This window comes from Prochlorococcus sp. MIT 0604 (genome assembly GCF_000757845.1).
In the GTDB taxonomy this organism is placed as follows: domain Bacteria; phylum Cyanobacteriota; class Cyanobacteriia; order PCC-6307; family Cyanobiaceae; genus Prochlorococcus_A.
The window spans coordinates 1,422,521-1,441,530 of record NZ_CP007753.1; the positions used below are offsets into that span (position 1 = coordinate 1,422,521).

Below are 19,010 nucleotides of genomic sequence, written 5' to 3' on the forward strand. Positions count from 1 at the left end.
TTCTTTATCACATTAATTTACGCAAATCTGAAAAGAATATAAAAGAATTAAAAATAACAAAATTTTCATCTTAGAAATTACTCTAGAAACTAAAAATTCTATGAGTGGTGACAATTTGCATGGTAAACAACCCATTAAATTTTATTCGGAAAAAATAACCCTAACAAAAGTTGAATTATTAGAAAGACAGTTGAGTTTAGGCGAAAAAATTTCAGATTTAGATCAAAAGCATAAAGAATGGAGCAAAAAACTATCAGGTTGATCAATTAACATATTGAATCTGAATAATTTATTTATATTTGTATTTGAATTATCAAGATACTTTTCTGTAAATTACTGAAAAATTATTTGCAGGCATTTTAATAATATCTTCTTGAGAAAAACCATTTTTCTTACTCTCATCACAAACCTCCTCAAGATTTTTAATCCCCCAAAGATCATTTTGCATTTTTAATGAATTATCGAAAAAATAATTACTTTGACTAGTATGCTTATTACAAATTTTAAATGGCCCATACAGCATCAAAAATTTTCCCTTTTTAAGTAATTTTCCTGACTCTCTAAAGAGTGCTACAGTACAAGACCACTGTGCAACATGAATCATATTTATAGAGACTATTCCTTCCAAAGAATGAGCTAGACTCAAAGTAACTTTCCACGGAATTTTTTCTACATCAATCTCAAGAGGCTGGGGCATTTTCTTAGTTAGGCCTTCATACTCAATCCAAGAAGTTATACTTTTTCTATGCACTAACTCTGGGTCACTTGTTTGCCAAATTATTCCAGGAAAGCGTTTTTGAAAAACAACTCCATGTTCGCCGCTGCCACTCCCGATTTCCAATACTGATCCTTTTTTTATAATTCTGGATAGTACATCACCAATGCAGTCTCTATTTCTTTGAGTTGCAGAAAAAAAAAGTCTATTATCCAAAATTTAAAAAAATTGGGCGTTTCAGTAAAAAAAATAATTCTAAAATACTTGATTATTTAACCTTTCTCAATTTAGGAGTCTTGAAAAACATTATTTTAAGGCTAAAGAACAATATTGAAATTGTAAGAGCAGGCAAGATATAAAGTATCAAATCAGAACTCATTAGAGAAGGAATCCTGCCAAAAATTAAATGCATGTAGTAGGTCGCGAATGACATAAATTCATATATATCTAATTTATTAATAGCAATTATTTGAATTCTAAAAACTACTTTTAGTCAAAATAATAAAATTCCAAAAAAAAAGAGTCAGCCTGTATCCCTACTAGCTGACTCTAAAATTTATATTAATTAAAATTACTTTTAAATGAGGATTTAACTGTAAAAGAAAAAGGTAATAGTCTATATTTTTTTGTTTCTAATTTAAAAATATAAGTTAAAAAATAAAAAATCATAAGGTATTTTTCGATACATAAATGTAGCAGTTTTTCGGGATTATCTGGCTAAGCGAGAAAATTTGAACTTTTTTCTTTACATTAATATATAAATATGTTATATTTGTTTACAAATTACATTATCAAAATGACTCCAGAAGCAGAACGTTTTAATGGTTGGGCAGCAATGCTAGGTTTCGTTGCAGCTGTCGGCGCATACGTAACAACAGGCCAAATTATACCAGGCTGGTTCTAATGAAAAATAGCGAACCAAAAATAATAGAAAAAGAAAAAATCGTTGCTGAAAAACTTAATGGCAGATTCGCTATGTTAGGTTTTATTGCTTTAATTGGAGCATATTTAACAACAGGTCAAATCATTCCAGGTTTTATTTAATTTAATTTTTTAATTTCATAAAAAAGTCTAATTTAAAATTAAATTAGGCTTTTTTTTGTATTTTTTCTAATCTATATTGCCAAGAAGACAAAGCTGAATGACAAAAAGGTCGTATTAATTAACTTTTTTAATATGGAATATTAAATTGATTACTCTTCTTATTTAAAACTTAAATTTATTGGTTAATTGATGCTATCTTTATCTAGATAATTCAAGGATTTAATGAGAGTAAAACTTGAACCGGAGACAGCATTCATTGGCAAAAAGTTTGCTTATATATTTCTAGGAATAATATTTAGCCTAAATGCCATAACTTTCATTTGGTTTTTCTTATTTTCAAATTTAAAATAAAAATACAACTCCATCGTTTAAAAGATTAGATAATCTAGCTTAAACAAAAAGTTTATAAACAGTTACTTAGATACTAAAAAATCCCTGGAATGATCTGTCCTGTTGTGACATAGGCACCTAATAGTGCAACGAAACCAACCATAGCCCATCTACCATTTACTTTTTCTGCGTTCTGAGGATATCCATCGTAAGAAACAGTTTCATCAATATAAGGCCTAGTTTCTGATGGGAACATATTCTGTCTTCCACCTGACTCTGTAGTAACTCCTGATTTTGTCATTAAAGCAATAATAATTGTTAACTAAAGTAACACAAATATTAACTTATGTAAACCAAAATCACCAATAATTCTCCTCTAGATATTTATGTAATGAGTTAATGTGTGACATTTCTGTTTAAAAATAACAAGTCGTATTTCTTTTAATCAAATCACTCTTTATTATCAAATTCGCAATCACTCATTAAAAGTAAGCATTTATACTCACAGTAAGTAATTTTACTTAGTAGAATAAAATTAGCATTTAGGAAGTGCTTAGCTGGTTAAGGCAGAAAATCTGAATTAACTAGATCGTCATGAGCTTGCCGGTGGGATACCTGCAGGCTCTTTCACTTTTAAAAGTAAGCAAATATATAAAGGATATAGATAATTATTTAACCTGTTGAATTAAATATTGAAGATGAGCATATAATGCCAAAGATTTATTTATTTGCTAAATAGATAATAGACTAAAAAAATGTATGTCTTTAGATTTTATTCTAATACCATCTTGTATTTTGATTATCCTTTTTCTTTTAAATCGAGAAAATATGATCTACAAAAAAAATCAAACGATAAAATAATATCGTTATTCTAAAAAAGTTTAATAATTAAAATCTAGAGAACGTAAAAATTATTTTTTTTCTGAAAATAATAGATTTTAAAAAAGTACTTTAATATAATAAAATCTCAAAAACTTAGAGAGTTTAGTAGAGCTACTATACGAACTTTTTTCTTGAAATTAATTTGTCCCAATATAGTTTTGCATTATTAATTTGATTTAGTTTTTGTTGGCAGTGTATGCAATTGCATTCGTGTATGAAGTTTTTATTTTTCATTAATTTTCTATTTCTTTAAAAGAAACACATAATCAAATATTTTCAAGTCTGCTTAATTAGTACTTTTTAGTTTTGAAACAAACCGAATAGATTAAAGATTTAATTAAGAAGCTAATTTTAATCCTGTATTGTTAATACATTAAAAAAGAGTAAAGTCCCACTATAGTTTTCTTATTATCATAAGGCATAACAATTTTTAAAATAAACTAAATTTTATTGGATCTTCTCAATAGATACGTTCCAAATCCCAGAAAAATAAAGACAGGAATCCAAGCAGATAAAAATGGGGCTATTAGTCCGATAATGCCCATTGAACTAAATACAAAGCAAGTTAAATAATATAAAAAAATAAGTATTATACTTAAACCAAATCCTTGGCTTTTAGAAGATCTAATATTTTGTTTAATTCCCAAAGTGCTTCCAATAAGAGAAAAAACGATGCAAGAAAAAGGTAACGTCATCTTTTCATAAATTCTAACTTTCATCTTCCTAGATTCTTTAATATTTCCAGCCATCGCATACATTTCTTCAGCTTTCTTAGCTTCAGAGATTGTCATATTTTTCGCATCATTTGGTATAGCAGCTAACTTGGAAGGACCATTATCTAAAGGGTATTTATAAGTGTCAAATGAAATGGTAGATACTGAACCTTCGTCATTGGTGATAATTATTTCTCCATTACTAAACTCCCAATTATTTAATTGATCAATAAATTTCCCATTATCTGCTGCTATTAAAATTTTTGTCCCTTTTTTAGATAGATCAACAACTGTTACTTCATACATTACATCATTAAGAAATCTTCTTGCATAAAAAATATGAGTTAAGTGCGAAGAATTATCAATTGGTTTATTAGTATTAGCATCTATTATTGATCCATATTTCGAGAAAGAAATATTATATTTTCCTTTTTCTGTTTTTATAGATTTACCTATATTATTTTGCATAATATCTGCAGCGACACGATTAGATATTGGTACCAAATTATCATTAAAAATAAAGGTTAGTATTGTCATAAAAAGTGCGAGTGATAAAGATGGCAAAATAATACGGTAGTTATTAATTCCCAGACTTTTTAAAGCTAATATTTCTGAATTTGAGGAAAGATTTCCATAAGTTAATAGGCAGGTAAGCAAAACTGACATAGGAAATGCAAGTACCAAAAAACCAGGTAGGCTCAAGAAAAATATTTTTAAAGCTACAACAATTGGTAGTCCAAACTCAACGATTTTCCGTATCAGATCAAACATCACTCCAACAGATAGTGATACGATAGTGAAAGCAGAAATCGCAAAAAATAAAATTGGTATTAATTTCGAAATTATCCACCTATCAAGAAGTGGAATTCTTCTAAATGTCGAATTAAATTTTTGCAAATATTTTATATTTTTCAAGAGGAAATTTTTTGGTTAGAAGAAATTACTTCTATTGGGAAGATATATATACTATTAGATCTACTGTATGGATTATCTCTTTTCCCATAAAGGATAGATTTTTTGTTGTAATTCATTGAATCAAAAAATACATTATTTTCTTGAAAATAAGGATCTTCTATTAATGTAATCCTAACATTTTTATATTTGGTAATAAGCTCGTCCCCTTTCTTTAAATTTAATGAAAAATTTTCAATCTCTTTTATGCTTTGGGAAACTAAAAGTCTTTTCCCAATAAAATCAAGTGGGACATATGTATAGGGATCTTTTTTATTATAAGTAGCTCTTATTTCTGAAAAATCATTATATAAATAATGGGTATCACAATCAACTAAAGAAATCGTATTAGTTTGATTTTTAGCTGCAAACTCTCTGATTTTTATAGGAATTTCATTAATTTTAAGTGGATCAAAACGTAAATAGGATGAATAACATGACACAACAACTAAAAATGTGATGCAAATAATTGTTAATAATTTCTTGAAAAGAAAAAATCTCGAAAACTTTTTTTCTAGATCTAAGTAAATTATTTGCAAACCAACTGCTACTAAGAAGAAAATATAAGGCTGAATAAATAATGAATGCCTGGTCAACCCAAATGAGAGCTGTCCAAAACAAATCAAAAGAACTATAAATATTAAATTTATTATTGTTACATCTAATGCAAATTTTAGTGATTGAGATTTTTTATATGAAATAGAAAATTTTATATTGTCCTTTAATCTTTTATAAACAGTAAAAATACACAGAAAAAGTATTATAAATGAATTTGATAATGTAAGAATACTGATCTTAGAATATTGAGGTAAGAAGGCAAATGGAGTGAAAAAGCCTCTATAGTCAAATGGAATTCTTTGCCCGCTATTAAAAGGTAGAAAAAATATAATTACCAAAAAAAATGTTAAAAAACCTAATTTATTGAATTTAATTAAAGCAATTAATTTATCCAATAAGAATTTTCTTCTTGAATTTATTGAAATTAATTTGATTTTAGAAATTCTCTTAAAATAAAAATATAAATTATGAGAAAAAAAATGTACTAGAGAAGGATAACTTGTAATTAAAGACAAACAAAAACCATATTTTGAAGCCTTATTGTGAAAAAATATTGTTGAAGAAATAGATAATAATGAACCATATATAAACCAAATAGAACTCCCCAAATGATATGTATAAGAATTTATAGAATAAAGACCCAACAAGCCAAAAGAACAAATAAAGGATATATATTTTGATATCCCTAAAAATTTAAGTGATTGATAAAAAAGAAACATCAATAAAATAAAAAAGAATATATTAATAAACGAGGCATATTCATAAAAGTCTCCAAAACTATCAGGTAAATATAATCCATATACAAAACCTGACAAAGGTGGATATGTCATTTTAAAAGACAAAAAAAGTAGAGATTTAACAAATTCGAAAGGAATTATCTCAGCAACTAAGGCTAATAGATATCTAAAAGGAGTAAATATAGAACCTGTTTTCCATATATGACCAATCCAATGCCCTCGCGAAAAAATTGAAGAATCAGTTAAATATTTATAAACATCGCTAGAATCACATTCGTGAAAGTGAAATAAAGAAACAATTGAATGATTTATTAACGTTAGAAAAATAAATGTAAAAATTATTATTTTCTCTTTACTATCAAGGATATTTGTAAGTTTTTTTAAAATAAACAATTGATTAAATTGCAACTAATACTTTAAAAATAACTTAAAAATACATTGATTCAAAATTAATCACTAATTTTTCTAGTTTTTATAAAGTCAAAGATTTATTTATTTGACTCACCCTTTTTATTTGCTTTAACTTTTGGTGAAGTCTAAATTATGGGCGCTTTATACACCCTGATTTTAATAACATTATGGGGACTATCGCAGAAGTGCTTCAAAATAAATAGTTTTTAAAGGAATAATGAATAACCAATTTTCATTTGATATAAAAAGATTTATAAGGAAATATTAAAATAGAATTTAATTATAAATCTAAGTTAGATAGTAAGGGAATGAATTATCTTTAATCTATTCTTAAATCGTAATTATTCAATATTCTCCATATGTTTAATTCTTCATTAACGTATACCAAAGATATTTTGGATAATAAAATCTTTTTCCTTAGTTTAGGCATTCTTGAAATCAAAAGATCTTTCTGGTATTTTTTATGATTCCCATATGCCAGGCTAATATGCGGGTCATAATCATTTTTGCTAGCAAAATTTGATAATTTATAAATATTATTTCTTAAATTATTTAATTCTATAGATTTATTCGTTTTTATGAAAAATGATTTAAATTTTTCATCACTAAAATCAAATTTTTCTAAATTTAAAATTATTGATTGATTTTTATTACTTAAATTTTTCAGATTATTTAAAAAATCACAACCTAATTTTTCATATGGACCACATATTGTTAAATGGATATCAAACTTTGGGCTTTTGAGAAATATTTGCACATTATCTCTAATTGAATTTAGATATAAAGTGTCGTTTATGGAAAACTGTCCCCATATCCAATAAGCCTTACTGATCCTCATAAGAAAATTTATAACAGTAAAACTTTAATTTCGATTCAAAAATTTTTATTAGAAACATTTAATCACTTAATATACTATTAAATAATTTAATGCCTTATATTTAAATTATTAATTATTGATAATGTTTAGTGAGATTTTTAAATTAAAAGAACTTTCTACAAAATTAGGTAATGATTTGTCTTTAATACAAGCCAGTGGGGGTAACACATCAATTAAATTAGGTGGAAAATTATTGGTCAAAGCTTCTGGAAAGAAATTAAAAAATGCATTAAATGAAGATATATTTGTTTCTCTTGATTTAATAAAAATAAGAAATGAATTAGCAATAAATAAATCTAAAAAAGAACTTAATTTTAAAAATATTTGTGGCTCAAGTTTAAGAGCCTCCATAGAAACTAGTATGCATGCCATCATGCCATATAAGGTTGTTCTCCATACACATTCAGTTGATACAATTGCTATTACCTTATTGTCTAATTCATATAATTATTTAGATAAATTAATGAAGGATATTAATTGGAAATTTATACCTTATTTCAAACCAGGTATAACATTAGCTAAAGCAATTTCCAAGGAATTTCAAGACAATCCTAATCCTGCGAATGTTTTGGTTCTTGCCAATCATGGGTTGGTTGTAGGAGAAGAATCAATTCAAAAAGCGGAAGCATTGCATAAAGAAATCATCTCAAGATTAAAACAGAAACCTAGGAAGCAAATAACTCCAAATATACAAAAATTAAATTCAATAATTAAAAAAATCCCAAATTCAAGACTCCCCACTTTTGAAGTGATACATAGTTTAGCGACAGATCGACAAAGCTTTAAATATGTACAAAATAATTCTCCTTTTCCAGATCATTTAGTTTTTTGCGGGAGAAAGCCATTAATAATAAATAATGATTTCAGTTTTAAAGAAAATACATATGGAATTATTAAAGGACTAGGTGTGGTATTGTTCGAGGATTCGAATATTGCGACAGAGGAAATGCTTAAAGCTCAAGCAGAAGTCTTCTTGAGAATACCTGCAAACAAAAATATAAATTTTTTATCAGACAAAGATTGTGATGAAATCTTGAACTTAGAATCTGAAAAATATAGAAAGAAATTGTTTGTTTAAAAAAACATAAAAATGCAAATAATAATACCAATGTCAGGAAAAGGTGAGAGGTTTAAAAAAGCAGGTTATTCGAAGCCTAAACCTCTTATAGAAATAAACAATAAACCAATAATTGCTCACGTACTAGACATGTTCCCTGGAGAAAAAGATGTGACGTTTATATGTAATCGAGATCATATTGAGACAACCAATATGGAAGCTTTGCTAAATCATTATTGTCCAACAGGACGAGTTATTACAATCGAGCCGCATAAATCGGGTCCTGTTTTTGCTGTCTCTAAAATCTTTGATTTAATTGATGATAAAAAGCCTACAATTGTAAATTATTGTGATTTTAACTGTTATTGGAATTATGAATACTTTAAAAAATGGCTTTTGAAATTAAATCCGGATGGATGTATTCCTGCTTATAAAGGATTTCATCCGCATTCACTAGCTGGAAATAATTATGCCTTTATTAGAGAGAAGAACGGATGGATGACAAAAATACAGGAAAAAAAACCATTTACGAATGATAAGTTAAATGAATTTGCTTCTAGTGGAACCTATTACTTCGCAAACGGGAAAATACTAAAAGATTTTTTTAAAAAAACCATTGATTCAAATTTGAAAGTGAATAACGAATATTATTGCAGTGTTGTTTATAATTTAATGGTTAAAGAGAGTTTAAAAGTAGCTATATTTGAACTGCAGCATTTTATGCAATGGGGAACCCCAGATGACCTAAATGAATATTTAAGATGGTCTAATGGATTTACCGCATTAGCGAATTACAAAAACTCAAAAACTATTTTTCAATCCTCGACTCTAATTCCAATGGCAGGGAAAGGGAGTCGTTTTAAAAAAGAAAACTATAAATTATCTAAACCTTTAATACCGATATCGGGAATGCCAATGGTTATTCAGGCAGTAAAAAGCCTCCCAAAAACGAATACATACTCTTTCATTGCTTTAGAAAATTTATTTAATAAAAATGATTTAAAAAAAGTATTAAATTCTAATTTTGAAAATATTAGAATTAAATTATTAAATAAAATAACTGATGGACAGTGTTCAACATGTTTAAGTGCGATAAAAGAAATCCCCTCTCAGCAACCACTCACTATTAGTGCTTGTGATCATGGCGTCATATTTAAGAATCAAAAATTTCATAAAATGTTTAGTGATAAAAATATAGACATAATTGTATGGGTAACAAGAAGTCATCCTGAAGCAATAAGAAGGCCTGAAATGTTTGGTTGGGTACAAGAATCAAATAATAAAATAAATAAAATATCGGTTAAGAAGCCATTAGGTAATCCTAAAAAGGATCCAATATTAATAGGAACTTTTACATTTAAAAAAGCTTCAATTTTTAAGGAATGTGCACAAAATCTAATCGATAGAAATGGGAGAGTTAATGGTGAGTTTTACGTGGATAGTTGTATAAATGATGCTTTATTACTTGGATATAAATGCCACGTTTTTGATGTTGATCATTATTTCTCTTGGGGGACTCCAAATGAACTTAGAACCTTCGAGTATTGGCAATCTTGTTTTCATAAGTGGAAAAGTCATGAATATTCATGGTCCAGAGATCCTTGGAAAGATAATTTAACTAATGTTTTTGAACCAGAACACTTAAAAGAAATAAATCCCAAATTACCTTTATTCAATAATGCTAAAAAATAAAAAAAATAAAGAATTACTAAAATATATTTTTGTAGGTTTATCAACGGTTCTTATTGATTTTCTTATCTACAAATTTTTAATAAAATTTATTGTTATTTATTTAGCCAAAACCATAAGCTTTTTATCTGGAACCTTTTTCTCATACCAATTAAATAGAACTTGGACTTTTAAATCAGGTAAAAAAACATTATCACAATTTATAAAATACCTAATTATTCACATAACTAGTTTGGTACTAAATGTATTTATAAATTCATTACTTCTTAATACATTTTCTAAGAATTATTTTTTGAGTTATGAAGTTTCTTTTTTAATAGCTACGCTATTATCAGCTATTTATAATTTTTTATTTATTAAATTTTTTATATTTAATAATACCAGAAATTAATATTAATCTTTGATTGAAGAACTTCACAATTAAAATAACATTAATTCAAGAAATTTTATTAATTTGAAAAAACTTTCTGTCATATTGCCTTGTTTTAATGAATCAAGAAATCTTCCTTATGTACTTGAGAAATTTGGCAAAGTTATAAATAGGGATGATATTGAATTAATTGTTGTAGATAATGGCTCTGAAGATAATACTCTGAAAATATTAGAAGAACTAATTCCAAAATACTCTTTCGCTAAACTTGAAAAAGTTAAAGTTAACAAAGGATATGGTTATGGAATTAAATCTGGTTTAAAGGTAGCGCAAGGAAAATATTTATCTTGGACACACGCTGATATGCAAACTGACCCCTATGATGTAATTAAAGCACTTAATTTAATTGAAACTTTTAGCTCAAGAGATAAATTATTTATTAAAGGGAAAAGAAAAGGAAGACCATGGAGTGATGAATTTTTTACAATAGGAATGTCTTTTTTTGAAAGCATTTTACTCTTAACACCTTTATGGGACATAAATGCTCAACCTAATATGTTCTCAAGAGAGTTATTTGATAATTTAAAATGTGCACCAGATGATTTTTCATTTGACTTGTTTTATTATTATTTGGCAGTTAAAAAAAACTATAAAATAATTCGTTTTGAAGTTAGTTTTAAGAAGAGATATTATGGGCAATCTAGTTGGAATTTTAATTGGTTATCAAAGATCAAGTTTATAGCAAGAACTGTTAAATTTACATTTAAACTTATTTTGAAGATCAATTTTAGTAATAAACTAAATTATAAGATTTAGGTTTGATCAATAGAAATAAAAAATGTTAGTTATACACCATAGAAGAAATACTATAAATTCATTAAAGGCTGTTAATTCCCACTTAGGAGTTGAGGTTGATATTAGAAGTTTTGGAAGTAAATTAATTATAAATCATGATCCTTTCAAAGAATCTATAAATTTTGAAGATTGGCTAATCCACTATAAACACAAATTATTAATTCTTAATGTCAAGGAAGAGGGTTTAGAGGAACCTTTAATTCTTTTGATGAAAAAGTATAAAATAAACAATTTCTTTTTTTTAGATCAATCATTCCCCTTTCTTATAAAAACAATCTTTATTGGAGAGAGAAGAACATCTATAAGGGTCTCTGAATATGAATCAATTGAAACTGCTCTAAAACTGAGTGGGAAAGCTGAATGGGTTTGGGTGGATTTTTTTAACTATTTTCCTCTTGATTATGAAAGTTTTTTAAAACTAAAAGAAGCAAGATTTAAACTTTGCCTTGTTTCTCCTGAACTTCAAGGGCATTCTTATAAAAAAGTTGATCATTTAAAAAATGAAATAAAAAAAATGAAAATTAATTTTGATGCAGTTTGTACTAAAAATCCAAATCTTTGGAATGGATGAATAACTTATGTTTATTAATGAAAATTTCACAAAAATTATATATTTATATAAAAAAATTACTTCAATAGCATCTTCTAATATTAGAGAAAAGCAGTTATTAAATGAAGTCCATAAATCTAAATTATTTAAATTTGGTTTAGTTATTAGATTATTGTTGATTATTTTTTGTATACCTTATATACAAAAAATTTGGTTTCTAGAATTTATAAATAACAGCCTAGAAAGTCTTTCCTTTAATCCTTGGCAAGCTCATTTAAACGCAGGAGGTGATATTAAAGCTTTTCCCTATGGATATATTATGTATTTGTTTTATCTACCTTTAACAACATTAGGATGGTTATTCGATAAATTATTGAACGTTGAATACTTTGCTCGATTTGGTTTTGCCATAACAACTCTAATTTTTGATTATGGAATCTTACTGGGTATTATTCGTCTTCTCAAAAATTATTCTTCAAAACTAATCCTCATTGCTTATTGGTGTTCTCCTGTAATTATTTATATTTTTTATTGGCATGGCCAAATTGATGCATTACCTGTTTTTTTCTTAATTTATGGTTTATCTTTCCTACAAAAGGAAAAAACGCATTTAGCTGGAATTTTTTTAGGGCTTGCTATATCTTCAAAATTTAGTATGCTCGCTTCAATACCTTTTATATTTATATATCTTATTAGAAACAAAAGATTAAAAAACAAATTCAATATTTTCTTTCCAAGCATTTTTATTACTTATTTTTTTACCATCTTACCTTTCATAAAATCTAATTCTTTCCAGTCTATGGTTCTAAAAAATTCTGAGACAGAGAAATTATTCAGTGTTTTTATAAGCTACGGATATGATTTAAAGTTATTCTTGTTGCCCACTGTATATTTTCTTTCTCTATATTTAGTTTGGCGTTTAGAAAGAATAAATCTTGATTTATTTTTAATTTCAATTGGGTTAGGATTTTTCTCTTTGTTATTATTTTTACCTCCTTCACCAGGGTGGTTTGCATGGATTATGCCTTTCTTGGTGTATTATCAACTTCGTTCAAAGGACCACTACTTATTATCAACCCTTCCATTTTTTTTCATATATCTTACATATAATTTACTCTATTCAACTGGTGCTGATATAGCTTTCTTTAATATTCCTTCAGACTTACCTTTGGCAAAACTTTTTGGATTAAATAACTCAAGATTAAAGTCTATTTTATTTACCGGATTACAAGCGACTGGATTAATAGTTTGCACTCGAATGTATCTTTTTGGGATAGTTAGAAATAATTATTATCGCGGATTTGGTGATAAATTAGCCATAGGAATAAGTGGATTTATACCCGATTATATTAACGATATATTTAAGTCGTTTGAGAATCTTTTCGGACCAAGATCAATATCTTTTTTGGAAGTTTCAGACTATAAAAAATCAAATAATAATAAACATTTACAAGCTTCAAAAAGTTTTTTAAATCCCAATTCTTATAATTTAAGTCGATTAACTAAAGACCTTTATTTATTAGCTGATGGAAAGTCAATTTGGCAAAACATAAACAATAGTAGAAGAAAAATTGATAGCTATGATTTTATATTCATTAATGGTATTCATAGTTTAACTGTCAAACGTTTAAGACAAAGACTTGATTTGAAGATTTTTTTTGAAGTTGATCAAGAACTCAATGACTACTTTTTTAAAAAAAATAAGAAAAATAGTATTTTGTCATTTAAATCTAAATCAGAAAAAAAAGAGTTTAATAATTATCAAGTTAGTCAATTTAAATATTCTGATCTTTCATTTAAAATTTCCCCTGTAAATTCAAATTTATTAAAAAGTAAAGAAGAAATAGTAATTCCTAAATTAAAACTATTTGTAAAAATGGCTAACGGTTTTTTTCATGAAGAACTTATTAGAAGTCTAATTAGTTTATGTGGTATGTATGTTGATATAGAACAAACTTCTTTTTCTGATGATGTTTATCTTTGCATTGAAGGCGAGGCAACAAAAGAAGATATAGCTCAAATAGCAAATATATTAATACCTAATCTCGAAGATCTTTTGATATGTAATCCATTATGGGAAAATGGTTATAGAGGATTAATTCAATTAATAATATTAGTTCACATTTCAAACTTATTGTATAGATCAAGTTCATCAAAAAATTATGTTTAAAAAAGTCAATTCAACAAAAAATCTATATAAACCGGATGCAGTTATTTTTGATACTGATAATACACTTTATGAATATGCTCCAGCAAATGAAAAAGCAGAGAAGGCCGTCGAAAGAAAAGTAAACGCTCTTCTTGGTGTCAATTCAAAGCTATATCGCACTACTTACGCACAATCAAAAAAGGAGATAAAAAAGCAATTAGGCATGACTGCGAGCAGTCATAGTAGGCTTTTGTATTACCAAAGATTTTTAGAAATCTTAGGATTCAAGGCTCAATTAATGACAGCACTTGACTTAGAACAAACTTTTTGGAGAACATTTCTTGCTAATGCACCTCTTTTCCCAGGAGTAACTCAATTACTTGATTATCTGCGCTCCAAAAATATATTAATAGCCATAGTGACGGATTTAACTTCTCATATACAAATGCGGAAAATGACTTATTTTAATCTAGAGGAAACCTTTGATGCTTTTGTGACGTCTGAAGAAATTGGTGCTGATAAACCAGACTATAGAAATTTTGAGTTAGTGTTAAATAAATTAGGCCTTACAAAGAATAATAATATTTGGATGGTTGGAGATAATCCCTACACAGACATAATTGGCGCTAGAAGTATAGGAGCAACAACATTTCAAAAAATAAATAATTTAGAAAAAATTGGAGAAGGCAAATATATGCCAGATTTCGTATTTAGTAATTTTGAGGAATTTTACAATAACATTATAAATTTAATTAATTAAAATAATATATTTTCGTTATATACATTTCTGATTTAAACAAGAACTCTTGGAGCTGAGATTTTTTATCCTCAATTTTCAAGCCAAAACAACAAGAGATCTTACAAATAAAAATCAAATACTATCAATTTTTATCAAAAAACTATTAATAAATTTTTAAAATATTTTCCTTTTTTCGAATTAAAAATTTCTGAAATTTAAAATTTCAAGAATTACTTTCTAAATAATTTTATTAAATTAGAAAGTCTTTTAATTAAACCAACCTTTTTTCTTTTCTTTAACTTTTGGTGAAGTCTGAATCTTAGGCGCTTCATCTACTCTACCTTTAATAATCATTAAGGGGACAATTGCCCATAGTGCTAAAAATAATATCCAGAAGAGGTAAATGTTCATAGTATTAAAAATTAATAAATTTATACTAAGGTTAATTAATTAAAATCCGTGGCTTTCTTTTTAAAGTACTAATTAAATCTATAATCAAATTTTTTTTTTTAATAAATTTAAAAAATTTGCACTCAGCAAAACCACTGCTTTGCTTCAGGATTTTCAGAGTGCATATTCATAATGACATGATAAAAACTTTTTCGTGAATCTTTTAAATGAATCTAATTTGTATCTACAATTTATTTACCAAAGTTACTTACAAATGAAAAAATGTGATTTATGTCTTAAGGCAGATAAAACTCATTACAGAGTTAAATCTTTAATTCAAACTGATTGGATTTTTTGTTGCAAAGAATGTTGGAATCAAATTTCTAAACATAAGAATTATTCTTATGGTGGCACTAGAAAGTCAAAATGATAATTTTTCTTGAAAAAGGATTTTAATTTTTTAAAAAAATTCGTTAATTTCTTTTTTTATTGATTTATATTCTAAATTAATATCTTTAATAAATTCATCTACTTCTTTTTTTATATTTTTATATTCATTTATTTTTTGTTTGCTTTTCTTATAAAAAATCGATTCAAATTGTCCTGGACTTGTCACCTCAATCCAATATCCTGCTAGACAATAAATTTGGTTTGGGACAAAAGTTACAATAAATAATTTTTTGGAATTTTTATATTGATCAATTATCTTATTAGCTAATTTACCTTTAGTTTTGTTAGTCCCAAATATAGTAATATCTTTTGCTAAAGGCTTAAAATTCTTCAATAGATTCTTACTTTTTTCTACTGAATTTCTAGAAATTATTTTTTCTAGAGAAAAACAATAATTGAAAAAGTTTGTATTTTCTTTTTTTGAAGGATATATAGTTATGAAAGAACTAAAAACTAAAAAAGAAGTTAAGAGTAATTTATTAAACATTTTTAATTTAAGCTAAATTTATTATTACAGGAAAAATAAAAAAGATAATTCATAAATAACTCTTAATTTCCCTTAAAAGGTTCATATTAATTGAGCGAACCCTTTTTAAAAAATTTTACAAGTATTTCGGACTAATTAAGAATTTATCAAAAGAATAAATTTTTTCTTATATTTAGATTATGAAAAATTCTTTTTTGAAACATAAAAGATTCAAATCTTTTTTAGATTTTTTTTCAAGAGTATCAATTGCAGCAATATTTATTTCAGCCATACCGGGAAAAATAAATGATTTTGAAAAAACAGTTGAATATATTGCTTCAAAAGGTATTTCTGAGCCAATTTCATCTGTTCTTCTAGTGGGAGCAATTATATGTCTTATCTTGGGTTCTGGATTTTTTATATTTGGAGAAAAACAAAAAATCGGTTCTGTTTTTTTATTACTATTTATTATTCCAACAACAATAATTTTTCATGTATTCCCTTTCCATCAAAGAGCAGTATTTATGAATCTCGGATTAATAGGTGGATTAATTATTGCTGCAATAAGAGAACCAAAATAAATAACTTAATAAGGAAACCTAAATTTTTTTATTTTTTCTCTCTTAATTCTGGAAAGCAATTCGTAATATGAATTAATTCATAAACCTCTTTGCTATCGTATTTTTTATTAGGAACTCCACTTCCTACCTCTATACCTCTCTCTTTCATCTTCTTTAATATCAATTCTTGTCTTTGCATACTAGACAAAGACTTAAATCTTTTAATTCGTTCTTTTTTATTCACTAGATCTTAATTTATTTAAACTTTATTGTTAATTTTATATCAATTAGCGATTCATTAAATAAGTAAGAAAGCCAGTAAATGTAAGTAATTTAAATCCAATAAATAAAGGCAAATATTTTTTGACCTTTTTGCCAACGGGCAATAATTTGTTTAATGAATTGATCATGATTTACATTAAAATATAATTATTTTGAACATCCTAACGAATTTTTTTTAGAATCATCCCATTTCGATTTGTATATTTTAAACAGTAGTTCTAAAATAGAAGGATTACGTCCTTTTTTTTATGAATGATAAAGAAACAATAATTTCATTATTAAATGAGTTTGCTAATCCAAAAAAAATGGCCTCATTTTTTGTTAATAATGCGACTCCAGATTTTTTATTCATAAGACCGAGTGGTAATCCTATTGATGCAAAAGGGTTCGAACAAATGATTACTGATGAAATTGTTCAAGAAAAGGCAGAAATAACTAAAATTCACCGATTCGAATTTTTAAGCGAAAATACAGTAATGTGCATTTTTACACTAGGTTCAAAATTTACTTATAAAGGGACACCTAATGATGACTTGCCAACAGTTACTTCAATTTTTAAAAAAGTAAATAATCTTTGGAAGATTCACTGGATGCAAAGATCTACAGGAAATTCGGATTTATCTTTATGGGATTAGCAAAGTTAATATCACTTTTAATGGTGCTACTACTTGTAGGAAGTTCTTTTGTTGGTTTAATTTTGTATTTTATTAAGTAGATCAAATAAATAATACCCAGTAACTATTTCTTGTTTTAGAAAACAATTGCTTCTTTAATGCTAAGTAATTTGATTTTCAGGTAAAAATAAAAACTTTAGACAGACTAACGCCTATATCAAAAGCCAATAAAGCAATTAGTAACTTACTCATTTTTTAGAACTCTCAACTATTTTTTTGTAAAGTTCCTCAGAAATAGGTTGCATAACTTTTTAAAAATCTAATTACAAATTAATTATTTTAAAATTAATTTCTCGTTACTAAATATACGAATATATGAATTTTTAAATAGGCAAAAAATATATTCACTATAAGTTCTTCTTATAAAGTATTAATAAATACTTAATCCAAAAATGTCAATAAATGTCCAAACTTTTTTAAAAAAGAAATTAGAAATCTTATTTCAAGTAAATAGATCCCATATAAGTAAGCTTTATAATCTTTTCTTCTTGTTTTCTACAATATACGAAAGACTTTCCATTGAAATACATGTTTACCATGATGCAGCTCCTGATCTTGCTCAAGTCCCCGTCCTATGGCTTGAGTCGTACTGCGGTCTATCAGATGGTAGATCGGACGATTTTGTAGTATTCACTACAATCTATTTATAAAGTATTTATACTTAGCTGTCAACAATTAATAAAAACCAAACTTCAATTTAATAGTAGATTCGGCTCTCATAAACTCCCGAACAAGAATATAGAACATATAACTACGAGTAATTCCCATAAAAACTGAAACAAATGCCAGAACTACGCAAATAGGGCAATGTGGAAATCCCATTACTTATTTTCCAATATAAATTTCAATTCAGTCTCTGCATTAAGAATATCGATTCTACTCTTAATCAGTTTAAAAAATTTAATTATTTTTTTCAAAATTAAACCTTCTTTAAGCATCAATAATAATATTATTTAAGAATGAATATATCAATGAGCAAAAATACTGAAGTCATTGATATAACAAAAGTTTCGTAACAAATTCATATAATAAAAACACCAACATATGCTCAGATACTCTTGATCAATTAGCTTATTCAGAGTCAAATATAAAAATTGGTGATCTAGTTACCTTGCGGTGCTATTTTTCTTTTGCTAAAAAATTGAGCGGGCTAAAGTCCAATGCTCCACGAGGATTAGTCCGCTGCCTAAAGCCGGAGAGTACAAATTTTTCTTAATTAATATGCAACTATGCTTTATAAGGTAAATATCTTGATTGCGTAATAAATTTATTTTGTATATTGCTATTACAAAAATGATGAGTTTATTTAAATTAGTTACTAAATCCTCGTGGAGAAAGCTTTAGTAAATTTCTTTTACTGGTTACTGATAAGATCAGCCGAATCTCATTATGGAGAATCATTTGTATCTGTAGAAGTTCCATCTAATTCAATCAAAAGTTTTTTTTAGATTTAAATATTTAAATTCATAGCTTTCTGAGAATTGAATAACTAATTTGAGTTAAGTTGGTTAATTATCTCTATTGCAGATAAACATAAGGTTGTTAATCTTACACTTAAATA

Annotated in this window: 22 protein-coding genes; 14 read left to right on the forward strand and 8 right to left on the reverse strand. The window is 26.4% G+C overall.

The features are described from left to right. The first annotated feature begins 100 nt into the window (after positions 1–100). Entirely contained in the window at positions 101–262 is a 162-nt protein-coding gene (locus tag EW14_RS10455; protein ID WP_187149184.1) for a hypothetical protein, read from the forward strand. Positions 263–313: 51 nt separating this feature from the next. Here EW14_RS10455 and EW14_RS07905 read toward each other — a convergent pair whose 3' ends face one another. Beyond that, complete coding sequence (locus EW14_RS07905; RefSeq protein WP_042850932.1) at positions 314–931, reverse strand: DUF938 domain-containing protein; 618 nt, start codon at positions 929–931, stop codon at positions 314–316. Between the two features lie 580 nt (positions 932–1,511). Here EW14_RS07905 and EW14_RS07910 point away from each other — a divergent pair. Both EW14_RS07910 and EW14_RS07915 read left to right on the forward strand, forming a co-directional pair. Next, on the forward strand, positions 1,512–1,619 hold the full coding sequence (locus tag EW14_RS07910) for a high light inducible protein (RefSeq protein WP_011132751.1): 108 nt from the start codon (positions 1,512–1,514) through the stop codon (positions 1,617–1,619). Further along, a complete protein-coding gene (locus EW14_RS07915) occupies positions 1,619–1,759 on the forward strand; it encodes a high light inducible protein (RefSeq protein WP_042850934.1) in 141 nt (46 codons plus the stop codon). Before EW14_RS07910 ends, EW14_RS07915 begins: the two co-directional genes overlap by 1 nt. Before the next feature lie 424 nt (positions 1,760–2,183). Here EW14_RS07915 and EW14_RS07920 read toward each other — a convergent pair whose 3' ends face one another. From EW14_RS07920 to EW14_RS07935, 4 genes are all read right to left on the reverse strand, one after another. Continuing rightward, positions 2,184–2,390: a high light inducible protein gene (locus tag EW14_RS07920; RefSeq protein WP_025900842.1), complete on the reverse strand. Its 207-nt coding sequence runs from the start codon at positions 2,388–2,390 to the stop codon at positions 2,184–2,186. Between the two features lie 1,021 nt (positions 2,391–3,411). After that, entirely contained in the window at positions 3,412–4,581 is a 1,170-nt protein-coding gene (locus EW14_RS07925; protein WP_156095694.1) for an LptF/LptG family permease, read from the reverse strand. 14 nt (positions 4,582–4,595) lie between these two features. Then, on the reverse strand, positions 4,596–6,338 hold the full coding sequence (locus EW14_RS07930; RefSeq protein ID WP_042850936.1) for a hypothetical protein: 1,743 nt from the start codon (positions 6,336–6,338) through the stop codon (positions 4,596–4,598). A gap of 322 nt (positions 6,339–6,660) precedes the next feature. After that, complete coding sequence (locus EW14_RS07935) at positions 6,661–7,179, reverse strand: hypothetical protein (protein ID WP_042850937.1); 519 nt, start codon at positions 7,177–7,179, stop codon at positions 6,661–6,663. A 121-nt stretch (positions 7,180–7,300) separates the two neighbouring features. On the opposite strand from EW14_RS07935, the gene EW14_RS07940 reads away from it, so the two are divergent. From EW14_RS07940 to EW14_RS07970, 7 genes are all read left to right on the forward strand, one after another. Further along, positions 7,301–8,296 (forward strand): class II aldolase/adducin family protein, encoded by a 996-nt coding sequence (locus EW14_RS07940; protein WP_042850938.1) that lies wholly within the window; start codon positions 7,301–7,303, stop codon positions 8,294–8,296. Positions 8,297–8,308: 12 nt separating this feature from the next. Beyond that, positions 8,309–9,967 (forward strand): sugar phosphate nucleotidyltransferase, encoded by a 1,659-nt coding sequence (locus EW14_RS07945; RefSeq protein ID WP_052044751.1) that lies wholly within the window; start codon positions 8,309–8,311, stop codon positions 9,965–9,967. Further along, positions 9,954–10,355: a GtrA family protein gene (locus EW14_RS10700; protein WP_042850939.1), complete on the forward strand. Its 402-nt coding sequence runs from the start codon at positions 9,954–9,956 to the stop codon at positions 10,353–10,355. The genes EW14_RS07945 and EW14_RS10700 overlap by 14 nt, the downstream gene beginning before the upstream one ends. Positions 10,356–10,418: 63 nt before the next feature. Further along, positions 10,419–11,150, forward strand: coding sequence for a glycosyltransferase family 2 protein (locus EW14_RS07955; protein WP_042850940.1), 732 nt, complete (start codon positions 10,419–10,421; stop codon positions 11,148–11,150). A 22-nt stretch (positions 11,151–11,172) separates the two neighbouring features. Next, positions 11,173–11,760 carry a phosphatidylinositol-specific phospholipase C/glycerophosphodiester phosphodiesterase family protein gene (locus tag EW14_RS07960; RefSeq protein ID WP_042850941.1) on the forward strand — a complete coding sequence of 196 codons (588 nt, stop codon included), beginning with the start codon at positions 11,173–11,175 and terminating at the stop codon, positions 11,758–11,760. 7 nt (positions 11,761–11,767) lie between these two features. After that, positions 11,768–13,909: a hypothetical protein gene (locus EW14_RS07965; RefSeq protein ID WP_042850942.1), complete on the forward strand. Its 2,142-nt coding sequence runs from the start codon at positions 11,768–11,770 to the stop codon at positions 13,907–13,909. Further along, complete coding sequence (locus EW14_RS07970; protein ID WP_042850944.1) at positions 13,902–14,648, forward strand: HAD family hydrolase; 747 nt, start codon at positions 13,902–13,904, stop codon at positions 14,646–14,648. The genes EW14_RS07965 and EW14_RS07970 overlap by 8 nt, the downstream gene beginning before the upstream one ends. Positions 14,649–14,894: 246 nt before the next feature. Here the strand turns inward: EW14_RS07970 and EW14_RS10460 are convergent, their stop codons facing one another. Continuing rightward, positions 14,895–15,038 carry a hypothetical protein gene (locus EW14_RS10460; RefSeq protein WP_197049577.1) on the reverse strand — a complete coding sequence of 48 codons (144 nt, stop codon included), beginning with the start codon at positions 15,036–15,038 and terminating at the stop codon, positions 14,895–14,897. Positions 15,039–15,291: 253 nt separating this feature from the next. Here EW14_RS10460 and EW14_RS10465 point away from each other — a divergent pair, with 253 nt between their 5' ends. After that, entirely contained in the window at positions 15,292–15,447 is a 156-nt protein-coding gene (locus EW14_RS10465) for a hypothetical protein (RefSeq protein ID WP_197049578.1), read from the forward strand. A 30-nt stretch (positions 15,448–15,477) separates the two neighbouring features. On the opposite strand, the gene EW14_RS07975 is transcribed toward EW14_RS10465, so the two are convergent. Next, positions 15,478–15,954, reverse strand: coding sequence for a hypothetical protein (locus tag EW14_RS07975; RefSeq protein ID WP_042850945.1), 477 nt, complete (start codon positions 15,952–15,954; stop codon positions 15,478–15,480). A gap of 179 nt (positions 15,955–16,133) precedes the next feature. Between EW14_RS07975 and EW14_RS07980 the strand changes: the two genes are divergently transcribed. Beyond that, positions 16,134–16,514 carry a DoxX family protein gene (locus EW14_RS07980; protein ID WP_042850946.1) on the forward strand — a complete coding sequence of 127 codons (381 nt, stop codon included), beginning with the start codon at positions 16,134–16,136 and terminating at the stop codon, positions 16,512–16,514. A 28-nt stretch (positions 16,515–16,542) separates the two neighbouring features. Here EW14_RS07980 and EW14_RS07985 read toward each other — a convergent pair whose 3' ends face one another. After that, positions 16,543–16,737: a hypothetical protein gene (locus EW14_RS07985; RefSeq protein WP_042850947.1), complete on the reverse strand. Its 195-nt coding sequence runs from the start codon at positions 16,735–16,737 to the stop codon at positions 16,543–16,545. Between the two features lie 286 nt (positions 16,738–17,023). Between EW14_RS07985 and EW14_RS07990 the strand changes: the two genes are divergently transcribed. Continuing rightward, entirely contained in the window at positions 17,024–17,410 is a 387-nt protein-coding gene (locus EW14_RS07990) for a DUF3804 family protein (RefSeq protein WP_042850948.1), read from the forward strand. Between the two features lie 431 nt (positions 17,411–17,841). Next, complete coding sequence (locus EW14_RS10120; protein ID WP_156095682.1) at positions 17,842–18,099, forward strand: hypothetical protein; 258 nt, start codon at positions 17,842–17,844, stop codon at positions 18,097–18,099. The last annotated feature ends 911 nt before the right edge of the window (positions 18,100–19,010 follow it).